At 70.4% G+C, this 17,783-nt stretch carries 17 protein-coding genes; 13 read left to right on the forward strand and 4 right to left on the reverse strand.

The features are described from left to right. Positions 1-70 precede the first annotated feature (70 nt). From DFJ67_RS31840 to DFJ67_RS31855, 4 genes are all read left to right on the forward strand, one after another. Positions 71-436, forward strand: coding sequence for a DUF1622 domain-containing protein (locus tag DFJ67_RS31840; RefSeq protein ID WP_116071860.1), 366 nt, complete (start codon positions 71-73; stop codon positions 434-436). Continuing rightward, positions 433-735, forward strand: coding sequence for a hypothetical protein (locus DFJ67_RS31845; protein ID WP_116071862.1), 303 nt, complete (start codon positions 433-435; stop codon positions 733-735). Before DFJ67_RS31840 ends, DFJ67_RS31845 begins: the two co-directional genes overlap by 4 nt. Positions 736-864: 129 nt before the next feature. Beyond that, the gene (locus tag DFJ67_RS31850) at positions 865-2,193 is read left to right on the forward strand and encodes an N-acetylmuramoyl-L-alanine amidase (RefSeq protein ID WP_116071864.1); all 1,329 of its coding nucleotides are present in this window, start codon (positions 865-867) and stop codon (positions 2,191-2,193) included. A 73-nt stretch (positions 2,194-2,266) separates the two neighbouring features. Then, a complete protein-coding gene (locus DFJ67_RS31855; protein WP_116076878.1) occupies positions 2,267-3,565 on the forward strand; it encodes a peptidoglycan recognition protein family protein in 1,299 nt (432 codons plus the stop codon). A 169-nt stretch (positions 3,566-3,734) separates the two neighbouring features. Here DFJ67_RS31855 and DFJ67_RS31860 read toward each other — a convergent pair whose 3' ends face one another. Further along, on the reverse strand, positions 3,735-4,388 hold the full coding sequence (locus tag DFJ67_RS31860; protein ID WP_116071866.1) for a muconolactone Delta-isomerase family protein: 654 nt from the start codon (positions 4,386-4,388) through the stop codon (positions 3,735-3,737). 100 nt (positions 4,389-4,488) lie between these two features. On the opposite strand from DFJ67_RS31860, the gene DFJ67_RS31865 reads away from it, so the two are divergent. Continuing rightward, the gene (locus DFJ67_RS31865) at positions 4,489-4,824 is read left to right on the forward strand and encodes a YbjQ family protein (RefSeq protein WP_116071868.1); all 336 of its coding nucleotides are present in this window, start codon (positions 4,489-4,491) and stop codon (positions 4,822-4,824) included. Positions 4,825-4,907: 83 nt separating this feature from the next. Beyond that, positions 4,908-5,420 carry a hypothetical protein gene (locus DFJ67_RS31870; protein ID WP_116071869.1) on the forward strand — a complete coding sequence of 171 codons (513 nt, stop codon included), beginning with the start codon at positions 4,908-4,910 and terminating at the stop codon, positions 5,418-5,420. A gap of 771 nt (positions 5,421-6,191) precedes the next feature. Here DFJ67_RS31870 and DFJ67_RS31880 read toward each other — a convergent pair. Further along, positions 6,192-6,938, reverse strand: coding sequence for a phosphotransferase family protein (locus DFJ67_RS31880; protein WP_116071870.1), 747 nt, complete (start codon positions 6,936-6,938; stop codon positions 6,192-6,194). A gap of 225 nt (positions 6,939-7,163) precedes the next feature. Between DFJ67_RS31880 and DFJ67_RS31885 the strand changes: the two genes are divergently transcribed. Continuing rightward, positions 7,164-7,628, forward strand: a complete 465-nt coding sequence (locus DFJ67_RS31885; RefSeq protein WP_116071871.1) for a hypothetical protein — start codon at positions 7,164-7,166, stop codon at positions 7,626-7,628. Here the strand turns inward: DFJ67_RS31885 and DFJ67_RS31890 are convergent. Further along, a complete protein-coding gene (locus DFJ67_RS31890) occupies positions 7,609-8,952 on the reverse strand; it encodes a diacylglycerol/lipid kinase family protein (protein ID WP_116071873.1) in 1,344 nt (447 codons plus the stop codon). The two genes, DFJ67_RS31885 and DFJ67_RS31890, sit on opposite strands and share 20 nt — an antisense overlap. 139 nt (positions 8,953-9,091) lie before the next feature. Continuing rightward, on the reverse strand, positions 9,092-10,036 hold the full coding sequence (locus DFJ67_RS31895) for a serine hydrolase domain-containing protein (protein ID WP_116071875.1): 945 nt from the start codon (positions 10,034-10,036) through the stop codon (positions 9,092-9,094). 302 nt (positions 10,037-10,338) lie between these two features. On the opposite strand from DFJ67_RS31895, the gene chvE reads away from it, so the two are divergent. From chvE to DFJ67_RS31925, 6 genes are all read left to right on the forward strand, one after another. After that, positions 10,339-11,469, forward strand: a complete 1,131-nt coding sequence (gene chvE / locus DFJ67_RS31900) for a multiple monosaccharide ABC transporter substrate-binding protein (protein ID WP_116071877.1) — start codon at positions 10,339-10,341, stop codon at positions 11,467-11,469. A 72-nt stretch (positions 11,470-11,541) separates the two neighbouring features. Then, positions 11,542-13,107 (forward strand): multiple monosaccharide ABC transporter ATP-binding protein, encoded by a 1,566-nt coding sequence (gene mmsA, locus DFJ67_RS31905; protein WP_116071879.1) that lies wholly within the window; start codon positions 11,542-11,544, stop codon positions 13,105-13,107. After that, on the forward strand, positions 13,104-14,345 hold the full coding sequence (mmsB, locus tag DFJ67_RS31910) for a multiple monosaccharide ABC transporter permease (RefSeq protein WP_116071880.1): 1,242 nt from the start codon (positions 13,104-13,106) through the stop codon (positions 14,343-14,345). Before mmsA ends, mmsB begins: the two co-directional genes overlap by 4 nt. Before the next feature lie 8 nt (positions 14,346-14,353). After that, on the forward strand, positions 14,354-15,412 hold the full coding sequence (locus DFJ67_RS31915; protein ID WP_116071881.1) for a LacI family DNA-binding transcriptional regulator: 1,059 nt from the start codon (positions 14,354-14,356) through the stop codon (positions 15,410-15,412). Positions 15,413-15,420: 8 nt separating this feature from the next. Then, positions 15,421-17,088: a ribulokinase gene (gene araB, locus DFJ67_RS31920; RefSeq protein WP_116071883.1), complete on the forward strand. Its 1,668-nt coding sequence runs from the start codon at positions 15,421-15,423 to the stop codon at positions 17,086-17,088. After that, positions 17,085-17,774 carry an L-ribulose-5-phosphate 4-epimerase gene (locus DFJ67_RS31925; protein ID WP_116071885.1) on the forward strand — a complete coding sequence of 230 codons (690 nt, stop codon included), beginning with the start codon at positions 17,085-17,087 and terminating at the stop codon, positions 17,772-17,774. The genes araB and DFJ67_RS31925 overlap by 4 nt, the downstream gene beginning before the upstream one ends. Positions 17,775-17,783 lie beyond the last annotated feature (9 nt).

The raw sequence follows: 17,783 nt of genomic DNA on the forward strand, positions 1-17,783 counted from the left end.
GATCACCCATGCGGGTGATGGGTGGGCCGGATCCCGGCGGGGCGCGGGGGCCTGATGAGTAGGTTGACGGGTGAGCGTTGAGGAGCGGATCGGCGACGCCGTCAACGTCCTCGTGACGATCGTCGAGGCGTGCGGTGCCGTGATCATCGGCGCCGGCGCCCTCTACGCCTTCGCCCGGTTGCTGGTCGTCGCGGTTCGCGGCCGCGACACGACATCGTTCGTCCGGGTCCGCCTCACCCTCGGCCGCTTTCTGACGCTGGGTCTTGAGTTCCAGCTAGCGGCCGACATCCTGCGCACGGCGATCGCGCCGTCGTTCAGTGAGATTGGCCAGCTCGCGGCGATCGCGGCGATCCGGACGGCGCTCAACTACACGTTGCGCCGCGAGATCGACGAGGAGCGCCGGCAGGTGGCGGCCGGCGGGGCCGCGAAACCGTGACGTTCGGCGACGTCGTCGAGATCGCCGGCGCGGTCGTCGCGTGCCTGGGCATCGCCGCGGCCGGGGCGGTCTTCGTCTCGTCACGGCGCCCGTTGGCGGCGCTCGCCGTGCTGCTCGACCTGCTCACCGCGGCGGGCCTGCTGCACCTGGCCGCCGACCCGAGCTATCTGCGTGCCCTGTCGGCCGGCATCGTGCTCGGGATCCGGCACCTCATCACCTGGTCGCTGATGACCGGTGGCCGGGCGATGACCCCGCCGGTGCAGGACTGGCTCGGCCGCACCCGGAAATCTCCGCGTTGAGCGCCTTCCTTCGCATAACGCCGACCCGGACAGCCCTGATCTGAAACGATTATCTCGCATTCGGCAGAACTGTCTTACGTGGACACCCGTGCGGTTCGGCCATCCCCGCGTGCCTGGAAGGAATCCGCGATGGTCGGTCGTGCCCTGCTCGGTCGTGCCGTGGTCGCTGTTGTGACGGCCGCAGCGGTGACCTTTGCCCTTTCCGGGCCGGCCGATGCCGCCCGCCTGGCGCGCTCGGATTTCGCGGCCGCCGCCGCCCGCTACGACGTGCCACCGGATCTGCTGGTGTCACTCGGCTGGACCCAGTCGCGGCTCGATCAGCGGGCCGTCGGGCGCGACGGCGACTGCGGCATCATGCAGCTCTCGACCACGCGCACCCTGCCGGCGGCTGCGACGCTGACCAGGATGGCCCGGGCCGATCTGTGCTCCGACGCGGCCGCCAACATCGCCGGCGCCGCGGCGGTGCTGCGCGCCTACGCCGACGAGGAAGGGCTCGACGCCACCGGACGCGCCGACCTCAACCGCTGGTATGGCCCGATCGCGTCGTTCGCCGGCCCGGTCGGCGACCAGATCGCGCGGCTGTTCGCCGACACGGTCTACGACCAGTTGGCCGACGGGTTCGACGGCCCGCTGCGGGTCGAGGCGCGACCGGTCGCACCGGACCGCGGCCGGTATGCGGACGTGCCCGCCTGGGGAACCGTCGACGACCGCAGTGCCGACCACCCGCCGGCCGTCTGGGCGCCGGCGCACAAGGACAACTTCGAGGTCGCCAACCGGGAGAAGAGCGGCCCGATCGACTTCGTCGTCATCCACGTGACCCAGGGTTCCTACGCCGGCAGCATCGCCTGGTTCCAGAACCCGAAGTCGGAAGTGAGCGCCCACTACACCTTCCGGTCCGTGGACGGCGCGGTGACGCAGTCGGTGCGCGAGAAGGACATCGGCTGGCACGCCGCCAACAAGGACTACAACGCGCGGTCGATCGGCATCGAGCACGAGGGCTTCATCGAGAACCCGGCCTGGTTCACCGACGCGATGTATCGGTCGTCGGCGGCGCTGACCCGGATCCTGACCCGGAAGTACGGGATTCCCCGGGACCGCAAGCACATCATCGGCCACGGCGAGGTGCCCACGGCCGACCACACCGACCCCGGTCCCTACTGGAACTGGACCTACTACCTCGAGTTGGTCAACGGCAACTTCCTCAAGGGCACGGGCACGGTGGAGACGCCGACGGGCCGGCTCAACGTGCGCAGCGGGCCGGGCACCGGCTATTCGACGGTCGGCTCGGTGGCCAACGGCACCAAGGCGACCATCTTCTGCCAACGCGCCGGCAGCAAGGTGACCGGGACGTTCGGCACCAGCACGGTCTGGAACCGGATCGGCATGAACCGCTGGGTCTCGGCGACCTACCTGCGCACGAGCCAACCGGGCTTCATCCCGCGAGTGCCTCACTGCTGAAGGAAACATTCAGCTCCTTCGGTTTCGGCGGACATCCTTTACATCGATAACCATCACCGTGTACGGTTTCGCGATGGTGCTTCGTCTGGTGCTGTCAGCCGTGTTGGTCGCTGCCGCCGCTCCGGCCGTTTCCGTCTCGCCGCCGCCGCAACCGGCTGCTGCTTTCGCTTCCGCGGCCGCGCGTTACGACGTACCCCGTGATCTGCTCCTGTCGGTCGGTTATGCGCAGTCCCGGCTCGACCAGGGCGCCAGCGGGCAGGGGCACGGGATCATGCAGCTGACCGACGCGGTGACGCTTCCGGCGGCAGCGGCGTTGACCGGCGTGTCGTTGGCCTCGTTGCGTGCCGGGCTCGCGGACAACGTGGCCGGCGCGGCGGCGGTCCTGCGGTCCTATGCCGACCAGGACGGTCTCGACGGCCGTGCCCGAGCAGACGTCAACCGGTGGTTCGGGCCGGTCGCGTGGTTCTCCGGAGCTTCGGACCCGGCGGTCGCGCGGCTGTTCGCCGACACGGTCTACGCGCACCTCGCCGCCGGGTTCGCCGGTCCGGTCAGCGTGCCGGCGCGGCGGGTCGCGCCCGACCGCGGCAGGCTGGCGGCGGTGCCCGCGTGGGGCAGCGGCGACGTGGGCATCCTGAGCGCCGACTACGGCCCGGCCGTGTGGGCGCCGGCCAACGCGGGCAACTTCACGGTGGCGAGCCGCACCAGCGTCGACTACGTCGTCATCCACGTGACCCAGGGCTCCTACGCGGGCAGCATCAGTTGGTTCCAGAACCCGGCGTCGAATGTCAGCGCGCACTACGTCTTCCGGTCGTCGGACGGCGCGGTGACGCAGACGGTGCGCGAGAAGGACATCGCCTACCACGCCGGAAACTGGGACTACAACACGCGTTCGATCGGCATCGAGCACGAGGGCTTCGTCGACAACCCGGCCTGGTTCACCGACGCGATGTATCGCGCGTCGGCCGCGCTGACCCGCAACCTGACCACGAAATACGGGATTCCGCGCGACCGGGCGCACATCATCGGCCACCGCGAGGTGCCCGGCGCCACCCACACCGACCCGGGTCCGAACTGGAACTGGACCTACTACATGCAGCTTGTCAACGGCGTCACCGGCACGGGCAGCGGCACGGTCGACACGGCCTCGACCAACCTGAATGTCCGAGGTGGACCGGGCACCGGCTTCGCGGTGGTCGGCACGGTCGCCGACGGCGCCGCCGTCACGGTCTGGTGCCAGGCGACCGGCACGACGGTGACGGGCACGTTCGGCACGAGCAACGTGTGGAACCGGATCGGCACGGGACGCTGGGTGTCCGACACCTACGTGCGCACCGGCCACAGCGGCTTCATCCCGGGCGTGCCGCGCTGCTAGACGGCCTCGCCCCCGATCAGGCCGACGCCGGCCTTGGTGATCGTGGAGCAGGCCGCGAGCTGGGCTGCCAACGCGCCCAGCCTGGCGGCTTCTTCCAGCGACCGGGCGTCGACGACGAGCGCGGGCCGCCGCCGCCGCAGGCTCCGGACGATGAATTCCCCGGACGGGTTCAGTTGAGCTTGGAGACCTGGTAGTGGCTGATCAGCCAGCCGCGGTCGGTTTTTCTGGTGACCACGCTGAGGTTGACGGTGAGGACCGGGCGGTCGGTGAACGCGAAGTCGACGCTCAGGTAGCCCAGGACCAGATCCTCGCTGAGGCGGCGGGTCTCGCGAATCTCGTACGCCGCGGTCATGCCCATTGGTTGTGAGTCGTAGTAGGCGGCGACGCCCTCGGGCCCGACGGTGTAGGGGTGCAGGCCCTGGAAGATGGCGTCGTCGGTGAAGCACTGCGCGACGCCGGGCGGGTCGTGCGCGTCGACCGCGGCCTTCCAGCGGTCGAGGACGCCGCGCAGGATGCGCTCTTCGGCGGTGCCCGGTTGGCCCGGATCGCTCGGGTGCGGCGTCAGCGGGGTCACGGTGTCGTGGCGCCAGGCGCGTAGCGGCATCGAGGCGAGGACGGTTTCGAGTTGATCCGCGTCAGGGGCGCTGAAGAGGCCGAAGGAGCGCCACTCACCGGGTTTCAAGGGCGGGCGCCACAACCGCAGGAGGTTGCCGCGCGCCGCCAGTTCGGCGGACCGGGCGGCCTCGCGGGCGCGCATCTCGGCGACCGCGTCGTCCGTAGTGCCGGCCGGCACGGTCGTCACCATGTCAACGAGAAACTCCACTCTTGCGACCTTACTTTTGGCCTGTGTGGCCGGCCGACCAAAAGGGACTTTCCGCACTGATGCGTCCACCTCGCCGGCTGCCGCGGGCCAGGATGGGTGGATGACGACGACGGAGTTTCTGGCCTCGACGACGTTCGAGGTGCCGGGCTATCGGGTCGAGCGCACGCTGGGCATCGCGTGGGGCATCATCGTGCGCAGCGTGGGCGTGGTCCGTGGAGTGACCGGGGGGCTCAAGGCGCTGCGGCAGGGCGAGGTCTCCGAATACACGTCGGTGGTCGACGCGGCGCGGCACACGGCGTTCGAGCGGCTCGTCGCGCACGCACACGAACTCGGCGGCAACGCGGTGGTCGGGGTGCGCTTCGACTCGTCGGACATCGGCAACGGGTTGTCGGAGATCGTCGCCTACGGCACGGCCGCGGTGGTCACCTCGGCCTAGCGGCCCGCGGGGCCGGGGATCTTGATGCTTTCATGATCAGCTATGGTTCAGCCGTTCACCTATCCCTATATTTAGGAGCAGGAATGCGGCGCGGTTTCGCCACGTTGGTCATGGTTTCGGTGGTCGCACTGGGCGCCGCGGCGTGCGGGTCGTCCGGCGACGACGCCGGTTCCGCTAACGCGGCCGGTGGTGCGCCCTCGTCGTCGGCGGCTGCCGGCGGTGCGTCGGACGCGACCGTGGCGGCCTGCACGGAAGCCCTCGCCGCCAGCGAGGCCGGTGCCAAGGACTTCGGCAGTGGGCTCGACGAGATGCAGAAGATGCTGCTCGGCATCACCGCGGACAGCGTCGACGCCGAGCTCGAGGCCAAGGGCACCGAGCTGGAAACCAGGATGCACGCCAGCTTGAAGACGTGGTCCGACAAGCTGACGGCCCTGGCCGGCCAGGACGTCGACGCCAAGGTGAAGACCGCCCTGACCGAGTCGGCCACCACGGTCACGAAGATCAACGACCCCGACGACGACACCGCGGGCGACGCGGCCCGCACCACCCTGAACGGCGTCGCCGACAAGATCAAGGCCGCCTGCCCAGCGGCGTAGCGCCAGTTCGAGCGGCCGCCCCGACGGTGGGCGGCCGCGGCGGCTCGTGTGACGGTGGTTGGCGCGACCGAGCCTGGGCCCGAGCCCGAGCCCGAGCCCGAGCCTGGGCCTGGGCCTGGGCCCGAGCCTGGGCCCGAGCCCGAGCCCGGGCCCGAGCCCGAACCTGGGCCCGAGCCCCAGCCCGAGCCCTTGCCCTTGCCCTTGCCTGGGCCCGAGCCCGAGCCCGAGGCCGAGCCTGGGCCCGAGGCCGAGCCTGGGCCCGAGGCCGAGCCTGGGCCCGAGGCCGAGCCTGGGCCCGAGGCCGAGCCTGGGCCCGAGGCCGAGCCTGGGCCCGAGGCCGAGCCTGGGCCCGAGGCCGAGCCTGGGCCCGAGGCCGAGCCTGGGCCCGAGGCCGAGCCTGGGCCCGAGGCCGAGCCTGGGCCCGAGGCCGAGCCTGGGCCCGAGGCCGAGCCTGGGCCCGAGGCCGAGCCTGGGCCCGAGCCCGAGCCCGAGCCTGGGCCCGAGGCCGAGCCTGGGCCCGAGGCCGAGGCCGAGCCCGAGCCCGAGCCCGAGGCCGAGCCAGAGCCCGAGCCAGAGCGCGAGCCCGAGGCTCGAGACCTCGCTTGTTAAGAGCACGGCGCAGCCTGGGCCGGACCACGGCGCGGCCCACGATGGACTCGACCTGCACCCACCTGGGGCGGCAGATCTGTCAGAAGAAAGATCGACCTGACAGATCTAGCGCCCCAGATCGGACTCGCGGTCGTGATGCCGGCCGAAGAGGACGCCGCAGCCTCACATCCGGGATCGCAGCACGTCGACCTCGCAGCCCGGCGCGAAGGGGTCGAAGCCCTGGCCGATCAGTGAGCGGACTCCCAGCAGGCTGCGTAACGACCACCACGCGTGGATCACGTCGAGGTCGATGTCGGTGCCGTAGCCGGCGATCACGTCGTCGAGGTGCTCCTCGTGCCCGAGGGTGAAGGTGGCCAGGTCGTAGAGGGCGTCGCCCTGGCCCGCCTCGGACCAGTCGATGATGCCGGTGACCTCGTCGCCGTCGACGAAGATGTGTGCGATCTGAAGGTCGCCGTGGGTGAACGCCGGCGTCCATGGCCGCAGCGCGGCCTCGGCGACCTCGCGGTTGCGGGCGACCAGGTCGGCGGGCAGGACGCCGTTGGCCACGAGCGACTCGCACTCCTCGTCGAGCGCCGCCGTCAGCGCGGCGATGCTCCGGCCCGCCCGGCCGGGCCACGGTGGCAGGGGTGCGTCGTGCAGCTTGCGGATGGCGGCGCCCGCCGCGGCCCATCCCGCCGGCGACCCGGTCGACGGGCCGCCGAGGCGCCCGAGCGTCGCGCCCGGTAGTGCGGCGGTCGCGAGGACGGGAGGGTTTCGCCACAGGATCTCCGCCGTGGGGACCGGCGCGAGGGTCATTGCCTCGACCTCGGCGTCGATGCGCGCCTGATCGGCGTCGACCTTCAGGAACACGTCACCGACGCGCAGGGTCGCGCGCTCGGAATGGGCGACGACGACGGTGACCTCATCCATCGACGACCAGTATCCCGGCGATGATCGCCGGCGTCGCCCGGTTTATCGCGTGCGCGGACGCTCAGACCCCCGCACCGCCCGACCACCGGCGCGGATCGTCGCACACCGCATCCGAGCCGCGGTTTGGGCAGGTCAAGGGTCGTGGCATTTGCCACCTGAGGAGGTGGGCGGCCTTCAAGATCGGTTAGCCTTCGCCGTCGGCTGTCCCACTATTTAGGAGCGGTTATGCGGCGCGGTATCGCCACGGTGTTCGTTCTCGCGGTTGTCGGCCTTGGTGCCGCCGCCTGTGGGTCGGGGGGCGACGCGGCGGATTCGTTGCCGACCAGTGGGGCTGACGCCGGGGTGGTCGACGTCAAAGCGGTCGCTACCGTCAACGCCTGCAAGGAGGCGATCGCCGACAGTGACGCCCGGCAGCAGGAACTCGCCGACTCGCTGGACGAGTTGAGCCGGGCCGACAACGCTGACGAGGCGGCGCCGATCGACAAGGCCGTCGACTACACCATGCAGTGGTGGGCCAATCAGCTCACCCTGCTGTCGGGCCGCGACATCGACAGCATCGTCAAGACGACCCTGACCGATGCCGCCACGACCATCACGAAGCTGAACGACCCGAAGCGTAAGACCACGCTGCGGCAGGCGATGCCGACGCTCGAGGGCATTCCGACCACCATCAAGAACGTGTGCCTGTAGGCCGGAACGACAGCGCCAGCTTGCCCAGGTGCGCCCAGTCCAGCGCGGCGCGCGCGGCGCGGACGCCCGGGCGGTCGCGCGGCACCCGCACCCGCAGCGCACCGGGGCGGATCCGGCAGTGCAACGGCGTCGGCAGCAGCAACGCCTCGCCGTCGACGCCCACCGGCACCGGCTCGCCGCCCGCCTCGATGACCGCTGACCGGGCCGCCAGGACGGCGACCGACGTCGAGCGCCGGCCGCGCAGCAACCGGAGCGCGTCGGTGGTCGAGTCGACAGTCAGTGCGATGACGCCCAGCCGGCCGCGGTCGAGCCGCGGGCGGTGGCCAAGACCCATGAAATCGTCCACGGTGTACGGGTTGTTGCTCACCAGGATCGCCTGCGGTGCGGGGGACACCGTGTCGCCGACCCGCAGGCACAACGCCGGCCCGGTTTGCTGTGCGAGCAGGTCCGGTAGCAACTCGAGCGCCGTGCGGGCCTTGTCCGCCCGGTAGGCGTCGCTCTGCACGATGGCCGCGTACACCCCGAATGAAGCATTGTTGACGAATGTCCGGTCGCCGATCTCGCCCAGGTCGACCCGGATCTCCACGCCGTCGGTGAGTGCGTCCAGGCAGCTTGCCGGGTCGTCGCGGTCGAGGCCCAGGTCGAGCGCGAAGTGGTTGCGGGTGCCGGCCGAGATCACCAGGAACGGTAGGTCGTGCTCGGCCGCCACGCCGGCGACGATGGCCTGGGTGCCGTCGCCGCCCGCTACGCCGAGCAGGTCGGCGCCGCGGCGGACCGCGTCCTGGGCCAGCGCCGCCACGTCGGTGGTGCCCGACGTGTCGAGCAGGACCACCTCGGCGCCCAGCGCGCGGGCGCGGGCGGCCAGGTCGAAGCGGCCGACCTTGCCGCCGCCGGAGCGCGGGTTCATGATCAGGAACGGGTGTGCCGGCGGCGGGGTGGTGGCCTCGTGCGGCGCCAACGCGGCCTGGGTGAGGGCGCGGCGGCCGGCGGCACCGGCCAGCACGAGCAGGCCGAGGGAGACCGCGGCCACCCAGACCAGGTGGTGCAGCGCGAACACCAGCAGCACGGCCAGGGGAGCGGCCACCAGGAACACCGCGGCCAGCCAGCGGAGCACGCCCGAGTGCGCGACGAACCACCAGATCGCGGCGACGGTGCCGATCAGGCAGACCACGCCGATGACGAGCATGGAGACGCTGCCGCGCAGGCCGGCGACCAGCACCGGGACCACGAACGCGGCGGCCAGGGCCAGGAACGCCGCGCGGGCCAGCCAGCGATGCAGCAGCGACGACCCCGAGTGCGTCGGGGTCGTCGGCTGGGTGACCATATCGTCCAATTTTACGCCGATTCGGCGGCGATCGAGGGTCGTTAGCGTGACCCGGTAACCGGCCGCGCGGCCCAGCCGGGCGCCGGAGGTCGCACCGACCTCGGCTGGTCTGCGGCGGAACTGGTCGGTGCGTGGGCGGTCATCCCGCTACCGCGGCGACGAGTTCTTCCGTGGGAGGCAGCGCGCCATTGCCGAAGATGGTCGCGGAAAGGGTGAGCTGGCGCCGGCCGTCGACGCTGTGCCACGACCGGGTCTGGAAGCCGAAGAAGCCGCCGTCGTGGCCGAACACCGGCCCGCGCGGCGTCTCGTGCCGGCCGAGCCCGAGGCCCTCGGCCCGCATCGCGGCCAGCGCATCCGGCGGTAACAGGTCGCCGCGCAGCAACGCCCGGTAGAACACGTTGACGTCGGAAAGGCTGGAGACCAGCCCACCGGCCGCGCCCGCCTGGCTCGGGTCGAACGACGTCACGTCGACCGCGCGCCCGTCGACCGTCAGGTAGCCGCGGGCATGCGGCGCCGGCAGCCGAACCGTGCCCGTCGAGGTGTCGCGCAGGCCGAGCGGGTCGAGAAGACGGTCGGTGACCTCGGCCGCCCAGCCTCGCCCGGTCACCCGCTCGACGACCAGGCCGAGCAGGAGGTAGCCGGTGTTGCAATAGGCGCGGTCGGCGCCGGGCGGGAAGTGTCGCAGCCGGTGCAACGCCGGGGCCACCAGGTCCCACGCTGCCCAACGGGTGTCCCGGCCGGCGACGATCGCGGCGGGGTCGGTGAGGTCGTCGGTGTAGTTGTGCAGTCCACTGCGGTGGGTGAGCAGGTGGCGCAGGGTGATCCGATCGTCGCCGACGGCCGGCAGCCACCGGGTGACCGACCGGTCGAGGTCGCGGTGCAGGAGTTGGAGCACGACGGTGGCGGTGAACGTCTTGGTCACGCTGCCGATCCGGAAATGTCCGGCTACGTCGGGCAGGCCGGCTCCCGGTTCGAGTGCGGCCCGACCGGCGGCGAGCGCATCGACCGCGTCGCCGTCGCGTCGTTGCGCGATCACGCCGACGGCACCCGCGGCCACGAAGCGGGCGGTCAATGCGGTCAGCATGGCGTCACTCTAGGTGTCGAGTGGACCTTGTCGCTGTTAACGCTCACAAGGTATGCGCACTGGAGCCGCCACGCAGCGTCACGTTTCCGACCGAAACGGCGCCCGAAAACTATGGGCGATGCGGCATCTGCGGGCCATCGTCATGGTCCGTGGGAGCGTGCCACCTGCCTGTCCTTGTTACGAGACCGTGACCGGCGGATGTCGAGAGGAGGGGTTGACGCTGTTGTTGTTAGCGCTAACACTGTGGCTCGTTGTGATCTGCCGAACGTTGATGACTCCAACCCCCGGAGGGGAGACAGCTTGTGAACAGACGATTTCTGGCCGCTCTGGGCGCCGCGGCGGTGGCCTTGAGCCTGGCGGCGTGCAGCGGTGAGGGCGCCGGCAGCGGCACCGATACCGCCAACCAGGCGCCGACCGACCTGACGATCGGTGTTTCGATGCCGACCCAGACCTCGGAGCGCTGGATCGCCGACGGCAACTCCGTCAAGGAGAAGCTCACGGCCAAGGGCTACAAGGTGGACCTGCAATACGCGGGCGACGACATCCCGACCCAGTCGCAGCAGGTCGACCAGATGATCACCCAGGGCGCCGACGTGCTGATCATCGCGGCGATCGACGGCACCGCCCTCAGCGGCCAGCTTCAGGCCGCCGCCGACAAGAAGATCCCGGTCATCGCCTACGACCGGCTGATCCGCGACAGCAAGAACGTCGACTTCTACGTCAGCTTCGACAACTACAAGGTCGGCGTCGCGCAGGCGACGGCGCTCCTGGTGGGTCTGGGTGTGCTCAACAAGGACGGTTCGCCGGGCAAGGTGACCGGGCCGCTCAACGTCGAACTGTTCGCCGGTTCCCTCGACGACAACAACGCGCACTTCTTCTTCGACGGCGCGATGGACACGCTCAAGCCGTTCATCGACAAGGGCACGCTCGTCGTGAAGTCGAAGCAGACCGCCATCGAGCAGGTGGCGATTCTGCGGTGGCAGCAGGAGACCGCGCAGAAGCGGATGGAAGACCTGCTGACCTCCAGCTACAACGACGGCGCCAAGGTCAGCGGTGTGCTCTCGCCCTACGACGGGCTCTCCCGCGGCATCATCACCGCGCTGCAGAACGCCGGCTACAAGGGCAAGATGCCGGTCGTGACCGGTCAGGACGCGGAGATCGCGTCGGTCAAGCTGATCAACGATGGCGTGCAGAGCTCGACCATCTTCAAGGACACCCGACTGCTGGCCGATCAGGCTGTCAACGCGGCCGAGGCGTTCCTGAAGAAGGCGACGCCGGAGGCCAACGACACCAAGACCTACAACAACGGTGTCAAGGTCGTGCCCTCATACCTGTTGCCCGTCGAGACGGTCTACAAGGACGACATCCAGAAGTCGCTGATTGATTCAGGCTACTGGACAGCCGACGAGGTCAAGGCCGGCCAGGCCAAGTGATCGACCGGCAGGCCCGGTGACCCCACGCGGGTCACCGGGCCTGCCATCCGCACGCACGCAGAAGGAGGACGGATGACCGACATGCTGCTGGAGATGCGCGACATCACCAAGACATTCCCCGGCGTGAAGGCGCTCGAGGACGTGTCGATCGCCGTCCGGCGTGGCGAGATCCACGCGATCTGCGGTGAGAACGGCGCGGGGAAGTCCACCCTGATGAAGGTGCTCTCCGGCGTCTACCCGACCGGGTCCTACGCCGGTGAGATCGTTTTCGATGGCAAACCGGTGCACTTCAACGGCATCCGCGACAGCGAGGCCGAAGGCATCGTGATCATCCACCAGGAGCTGGCCCTGGTGCCCTACCTCTCGATCGCCGAGAACATCTTCCTCGGCAACGAGCGGCGCGGGAAGGGCGGCCTGATCGACTGGAACCGCGCCAACGCCGAGGCCGCGTCGTTGCTCAAATCCGTCGGCCTCGACGAGAACCCGGTCTCGCCGGTCATCCAGCTCGGTGTCGGCAAGCAGCAGCTCGTCGAGATCGCCAAGGCACTGTCCAAAGAGGTCAAGCTGCTGATCCTCGACGAGCCGACGGCGGCGCTCAACGACATCGACTCGGCGCACCTGCTCGACCTGCTGCGCCGGCTGCGTGACCGGGGCATCACCTGCATCATGATCTCGCACAAGCTCAACGAGATCACCGCGATCGCCGACTCGACGACGGTGATCCGCGACGGCCGCACCGTCGAGACCATCGAAATGAAATGGTCGGAGGCGGGCCTCGAAACCGTGTCGCAGAGCGCGACCCAGGCCCGGATCATCCGCGGCATGGTCGGTCGCGACATCGAGAGCTTCTATCCCGAGCGGGAGTCGGCGCCCGGCGCCGAGGTGCTCCGGATCGAAGACTGGACGGCCTGGCACCCGAGCCAGGATCGCAAGGTCGTCGACGGCGCCAACCTCAACGTGCGCGCCGGCGAGGTGGTCGGCATCGCCGGCCTGATGGGCGCCGGCCGCACCGAGCTGGCGATGAGCGTGTTCGGCCGCTCCTATGGCCGCGACATCAGCGGCCGGATCTTCGTGCACGGCAAGGAGGTGCGCGCCCGCACGGTCGCCGAGGCGATCAAGAACGGCATCGCCTACGCCACCGAAGATCGCAAGCGCTATGGGCTCAACCTGATCGCCGACGTGTGCCGCAACATCTCGGCCGCCGCCCTCGACAAGTTGTCGCGGCGCGGTTGGGTCAACGGCAACGAAGAGATCAAGATCGCCGAGCAGAGCCGGCGCGACATGAACATCAAGACGACCACCGTGATGGCCACCGTCGGCAAGCTGTCCGGCGGCAACCAGCAAAAAGTGGTGCTGTCCAAGTGGTTGTTCGCCGATCCCGACGTGCTGATCCTGGACGAGCCGACGCGGGGCATCGACGTCGGCGCCAAGTTCGAGATCTACACGATCATCAACCGGCTCGTGGCGCAGGGCAAGGCGGTCATCGTCATCTCCTCCGAGCTGCCCGAGCTGCTCGGGATGTGCGACCGCATCTACACCCTCTCGGCCGGCCGCATCACCGGTGAAGTGCCGGTGCGCGAGGCCACCCAGGAAAACCTCATGGCGCTCATGACCAAGGAGAAGGAGCTCGCCGGATGACCAGCACCAAGCCCCCCGAGACGCGGGAGTCCGGCAGCGCACCCGCCGTCGCGCTACACACGGGCACCAGCGACCCGCGTACGCTGATCATGCGCAACCTGCGGCAGAGCGGCATCTACGTCGCGTTCGTCGTCATCGTCGGGCTGTTCGCGATCCTCACCGACGGCGTCTCGCTGAGCCCGGGCAACATCACCAACATCCTGCTGCAATATTCCTACATCCTGGTCCTGGCCATCGGCATGGTCATCCTGATCATCGGCGGCCACATCGATCTGTCGGTCGGCTCGGTGGTGGCGCTGACCGGGGCGGTCTCCGCGGTGCTGGTGATCCAGCAGGGGATGCCCTGGTGGGTCGGCGTGGTCGCGGCGATCGTCGTCGGTCTCGCGGTCGGCGCCTGGCACGGCTTCTGGGTCGCCTACATCGGCATGCCGGCGTTCATCGTGACGCTGGCCGGCATGCTGCTCTTCCGCGGCCTCACGCTCCAGGTGCTCGACAACATCTCGCTCTCGCCGTTCCCGGCCGGCTACCAGAAGGTCGCCAACGGCTTCCTCAACGGCCTGCTCGGCGGCCAGGGCTACGACGCGTTCACCTTGATCATCGGCGCGGTCGCGGTGGCCGGCATCGCGGTCAGCGGCTATCGCACCCGCACGGCCCGGGTCCGCTACGAGCAGTCGGTCGAGTCGTTCCCGCTGTTCGTGTTGCGGATCCTGCTCATCGGCGCGGTCATCATGTATTTCGCCTGGCAGCTCGCGCACGCCCGGGGCCTGCCGATCGTGCTGATCATCCTGGCCGTCCTGGTGATCGCCTACGGCATGGTCACCCGCCGCACGGTCTTCGGGCGTCAGGTGTACGCCATCGGCGGCAACCTGTCGGCCGCCCAGCTCTCCGGTGTGAAGGTCAAGACGGTCAACTTCTGGATGTTCGTCAACATGGGCTTCCTGGCCGGTGTCGCGGGCGTCATCTACTCGTCGCGGTCCAACGGCGCCCAACCGGCGGCCGGCAACATGTTCGAGCTCGACGCGATCGCCGCCGCCTTCATCGGCGGTGCGGCCGTGGCCGGCGGTGTGGGCACCGTGGTCGGCGCGATGGTCGGTGGTCTGATCATGGCGGTGATGAGCAACGGCATGCAGCTCATGGGCGTCGACCAGTCGATCCAGTCGGTGGTCAAGGGCCTGGTGCTGCTGTTCGCCGTCGCGTTCGACATCTACAACAAGCGCCGCGTCGGCGCCAAGGGCTGATCCGACCGATGGACACACCCACCGCGGACGCCGCGCCGACCCGGCCGCTGGCCATGTCGGACGTCGCCGCCCGTGCGGGCGTGTCGCACCAGACCGTGTCGCGGGTGATCAACCGCCACCCGAACGTGGCGGTGGCCACCCGCGCACGGGTCCTGGCGGCGATCAAAGAGCTCGGCTACCGCCCCAACGGGGCGGCCCGCGCCCTCGCCACCGGGTCGACCCGGACCATCGGCCTGGCCACCGCCAACATCAGCCAGTACGGTCCGGCGCAGACCATGGTCGGCCTCGAGCACGCCGCCCGCGAGGCCGGCTATTTCCTCACCGTGTCGGTGCTCGACGACACGAGCGCGCGCACCCTGACCGAGGCGATCGACCGGCTGGCGACCCAGTCGCTCGATGCGATCATCGCGCTGGGCACCCACGACGAGGCCGTCCGTGCCTTGCGGAAGGTGCACACCGCGGTGCCGCTGGTCGCGGTGCTGGCCGGCGCCGAAGGGCACGATCCGGCGGTATGGGTCGACCAGGAGGCCGGCGCCGCGCTGGCCACCCGGCACCTGCTCGACCTCGGCCACCGCACCGTCCATCATGTGGCCGGGCCGGACGGCTTCGTCGAGGCGGCGGCCCGGGCCCGGAGCTGGCGGGCCGAGCTCGAGGCGGCCGGCGCGCCGCCTCCGTCGGTGCTGCGGGGTGACTGGGGACCGGCCTCCGGGCACGCCGCCGGCCGCGAGCTGGTGGCCCGCCGGCGCGGCGGAGAGCCGATGACGGCGGTCTTCGTCGCCAACGACCAGATGGCCTTCGGGCTGCTCAACGCGTTCCACGAGGCCGGGCTGCGGGTGCCGGACGACGTCAGCGTCGTGGGCTTCGACAACGTCCCGGAAGCGCCCTACTCGATCCCGCCGCTGACCACGGTCCGGCAGGACTTCGCCGAGCTGGGGCGGCGCGGCGTGCAGCTCGTGCTAGGGCTGCTGGGCGGTGAACAAGCGCGGCCGCTACCGGTCGCGCCGCAGTTGTTGGTGCGGGCGACGACCGCACCGCCGGCTCGCGGCCGGGGCCGCGGGGAAGGTTGATGACAGGCATGGCAGACGCATACGTCGTGGGGGTGGATTTCGGCACCCTCTCCGGCCGGGCGGTGGTCGTCCGGGTCGCGGACGGCGCCGAGCTGGCCAGCGCGGTCCATCCCTACGAGCACGCCGTCATCGAGCAGCGGCTGCCGGCAACCGGCGCACCGTTGCCACCGGACTGGGCGTTGCAGCTGCCGGCCGACTGGGTGGCCGTGTTGCGCACCGCCGTCCCGGAGGCGGTCGCGGCCAGCGGGGTCGACCCCGCCGACGTGGTCGGCATCGGCACCGACTTCACTGCCTGCACCGTGCTGCCGACCACGGCCGACGGCACGCCGCTGTGCGAGCTGGCGGAGCTCCACGACCGGCCGCACGCCTACCCGAAGCTCTGGAAGCACCACTCCGCGCAGCCGCACGCCGACCGGATCAACGCGCTGGCCGCGGAGCGCGGCGAGGCGTGGCTGGCCCGCTACGGCGGGAAGATCTCCAGCGAGTGGGAGTTCGCCAAGGCGCTCCAGGTGCTGGAGGACGACCCCGAGGTCTACGCGACGATGGACCGCTGGGTCGAGGCGGCCGACTGGATCATCTGGCAGCTCTGCGGCCGCTACGTGCGCAACGCCTGCACGGCCGGCTACAAGGGCATCTACCAGGACGGCGGCTACCCGTCGCCGGAGTATCTGGCAGCTCTCAACCCCGATTTCGCCGGCTTCGTGACCGACAAGCTGGAGCACGAGATCGGCCAGCTCGGCGCGCTCGCCGGCGGGCTGAGCGCGCAGGCCGCCGGGTGGACCGGGCTGCCCGAGGGCATCGCCGTCGCGGTGGGCAATGTGGACGCGCACGTCACCGCGCCGGCCGCACAGGCAACGGAACCCGGCCAGATGTTGATGGTGATGGGCACCTCGACCTGCCACGTGATGAACAGCGACCAGCTCGGCGAGGTGCCCGGCATGTGCGGGGTCGTCGACGGCGGCATCGTGCCCGGGCTCTACGGCTACGAGGCCGGCCAGAGCGGCGTCGGCGACATCTTCGCCTGGCACGTCGACAACTTCGTGCCGGCGTCCTATGTGGAGGCAGCGGCGGCCCGGGGCATCGGGATCCACGAGCACCTCACCGAACTGGCGGCGGCCCAGGAGGTCGGGGCGCACGGCCTGGTCGCGCTCGACTGGCACGGCGGCAACCGGTCGGTGCTGGTCGACCACGAGCTGTCCGGCGTGCTGGTCGGCACCACGCTGGCCACCCGGGCCGAAGACGTCTACCGCGCGCTGCTGGAGGCGACCGCCTTCGGCACCCGCACCATCGTCGAGGCGTTCGAGACCAACGGCGTCGGGGTGACCGAGCTGGTCGTCGCCGGCGGGCTGCTGCGCAACACGTTCCTGATGCAGCTCTACTCCGACGTCTGCCGCCGACCGCTTTCGGTGATCGGGTCCGAGCAGGGCCCGGCCCTCGGCTCCGCGATCCATGCCGCGGTCGCCGCGGGCGCCTATCCCGACATCCACGCCGCGGCGCGGGCGATGGGCAAGGTGCACCGCGCGGTCTACGTGCCTGACGAGGAGCGCGCCGCGGTCTACGACGCCCTCTACGCCGAATACCAGCGGCTGCACGACTACTTCGGCCGGGGCGGCAACGACGTGCTGCACCGGCTCCGGGCCATCCGCCGCACGGCTTCGAAGGGGGAGGTCGCATGACCGCGCCATCCCAGGCCGCCCGGGCCGACCGCGGCCTGCACCGCGACCAGCGCGCACACGTGGCCGCGCTGCACACCGAACTGGTCCGCTACGCGCTGGTCACCTGGACCGCTGGCAACGTCTCCGAGCGGGTGCCCGGCGAAGACCTGTTCGTCATCAAGGGCAGCGGCGTCTCCTACGACGGGCTGGCCTGGGACGGCATCACCGTGTGCGACCTGCACGGCGACGTCGTCGACGGGGTGCGAGCACCGTCCAGCGACACCGCCGCGCACGCCTACGTCTACCGGCACCTGCCGGCGGTCAACGGCGTCGTGCACACGCACAGCCCGTACGCGACCGCCTGGTCCGCCCGTGGCGAGGCGATCCCGTGCGTGCTCACCGCGATGGCCGACGAGTTCGGCGGCCCGATCCCGGTCGGCCCGTTCGCGCTGATCGGCGACGACTCGATCGGCCAGGGCATCGTCGAGACGCTGGCCGGCCAGCGCTCGCCGGCCGTGCTGATGCGCAACCACGGCGTCTTCACCATCGGCGACAGCGCCCGGGCCGCGGTGAAGGCGGCCGTGATGTGCGAAGACGTGGCCCGCACCGTGCACCTGGCCCGGCAGCTCGGCGAGCCCATCCCGATCGACCAGGCCGCGATCGACTCCCTCTACGAGCGGTACCAGAACGTCTACGGGCAGCGTTGAAAGGAAACA

The organism is Asanoa ferruginea, assembly GCF_003387075.1.
Taxonomy (GTDB): domain Bacteria; phylum Actinomycetota; class Actinomycetes; order Mycobacteriales; family Micromonosporaceae; genus Asanoa; species Asanoa ferruginea.

Coding starts and splice junctions, on each gene's coding strand:
- DFJ67_RS31850 (WP_116071864.1), top strand. CDS start 865: ATGGTCGGTCGTGCCCTGCTCGGTCGTGCCGTGGTCGCTGTTGTGACG.
- DFJ67_RS31855 (WP_116076878.1), top strand. CDS start 2,267: ATGGTGCTTCGTCTGGTGCTGTCAGCCGTGTTGGTCGCTGCCGCCGCT.
- DFJ67_RS31865 (WP_116071868.1), top strand. CDS start 4,489: ATGACGACGACGGAGTTTCTGGCCTCGACGACGTTCGAGGTGCCGGGC.
- DFJ67_RS31870 (WP_116071869.1), top strand. CDS start 4,908: ATGCGGCGCGGTTTCGCCACGTTGGTCATGGTTTCGGTGGTCGCACTG.
- DFJ67_RS31880 (WP_116071870.1), bottom strand. CDS start 6,938: ATGGATGAGGTCACCGTCGTCGTCGCCCATTCCGAGCGCGCGACCCTG.
- DFJ67_RS31885 (WP_116071871.1), top strand. CDS start 7,164: ATGCGGCGCGGTATCGCCACGGTGTTCGTTCTCGCGGTTGTCGGCCTT.
- DFJ67_RS31890 (WP_116071873.1), bottom strand. CDS start 8,952: ATGGTCACCCAGCCGACGACCCCGACGCACTCGGGGTCGTCGCTGCTG.
- DFJ67_RS31895 (WP_116071875.1), bottom strand. CDS start 10,036: ATGCTGACCGCATTGACCGCCCGCTTCGTGGCCGCGGGTGCCGTCGGC.
- mmsA (WP_116071879.1), top strand. CDS start 11,542: ATGACCGACATGCTGCTGGAGATGCGCGACATCACCAAGACATTCCCC.
- mmsB (WP_116071880.1), top strand. CDS start 13,104: ATGACCAGCACCAAGCCCCCCGAGACGCGGGAGTCCGGCAGCGCACCC.
- DFJ67_RS31915 (WP_116071881.1), top strand. CDS start 14,354: ATGGACACACCCACCGCGGACGCCGCGCCGACCCGGCCGCTGGCCATG.
- araB (WP_116071883.1), top strand. CDS start 15,421: ATGGCAGACGCATACGTCGTGGGGGTGGATTTCGGCACCCTCTCCGGC.
- DFJ67_RS31925 (WP_116071885.1), top strand. CDS start 17,085: ATGACCGCGCCATCCCAGGCCGCCCGGGCCGACCGCGGCCTGCACCGC.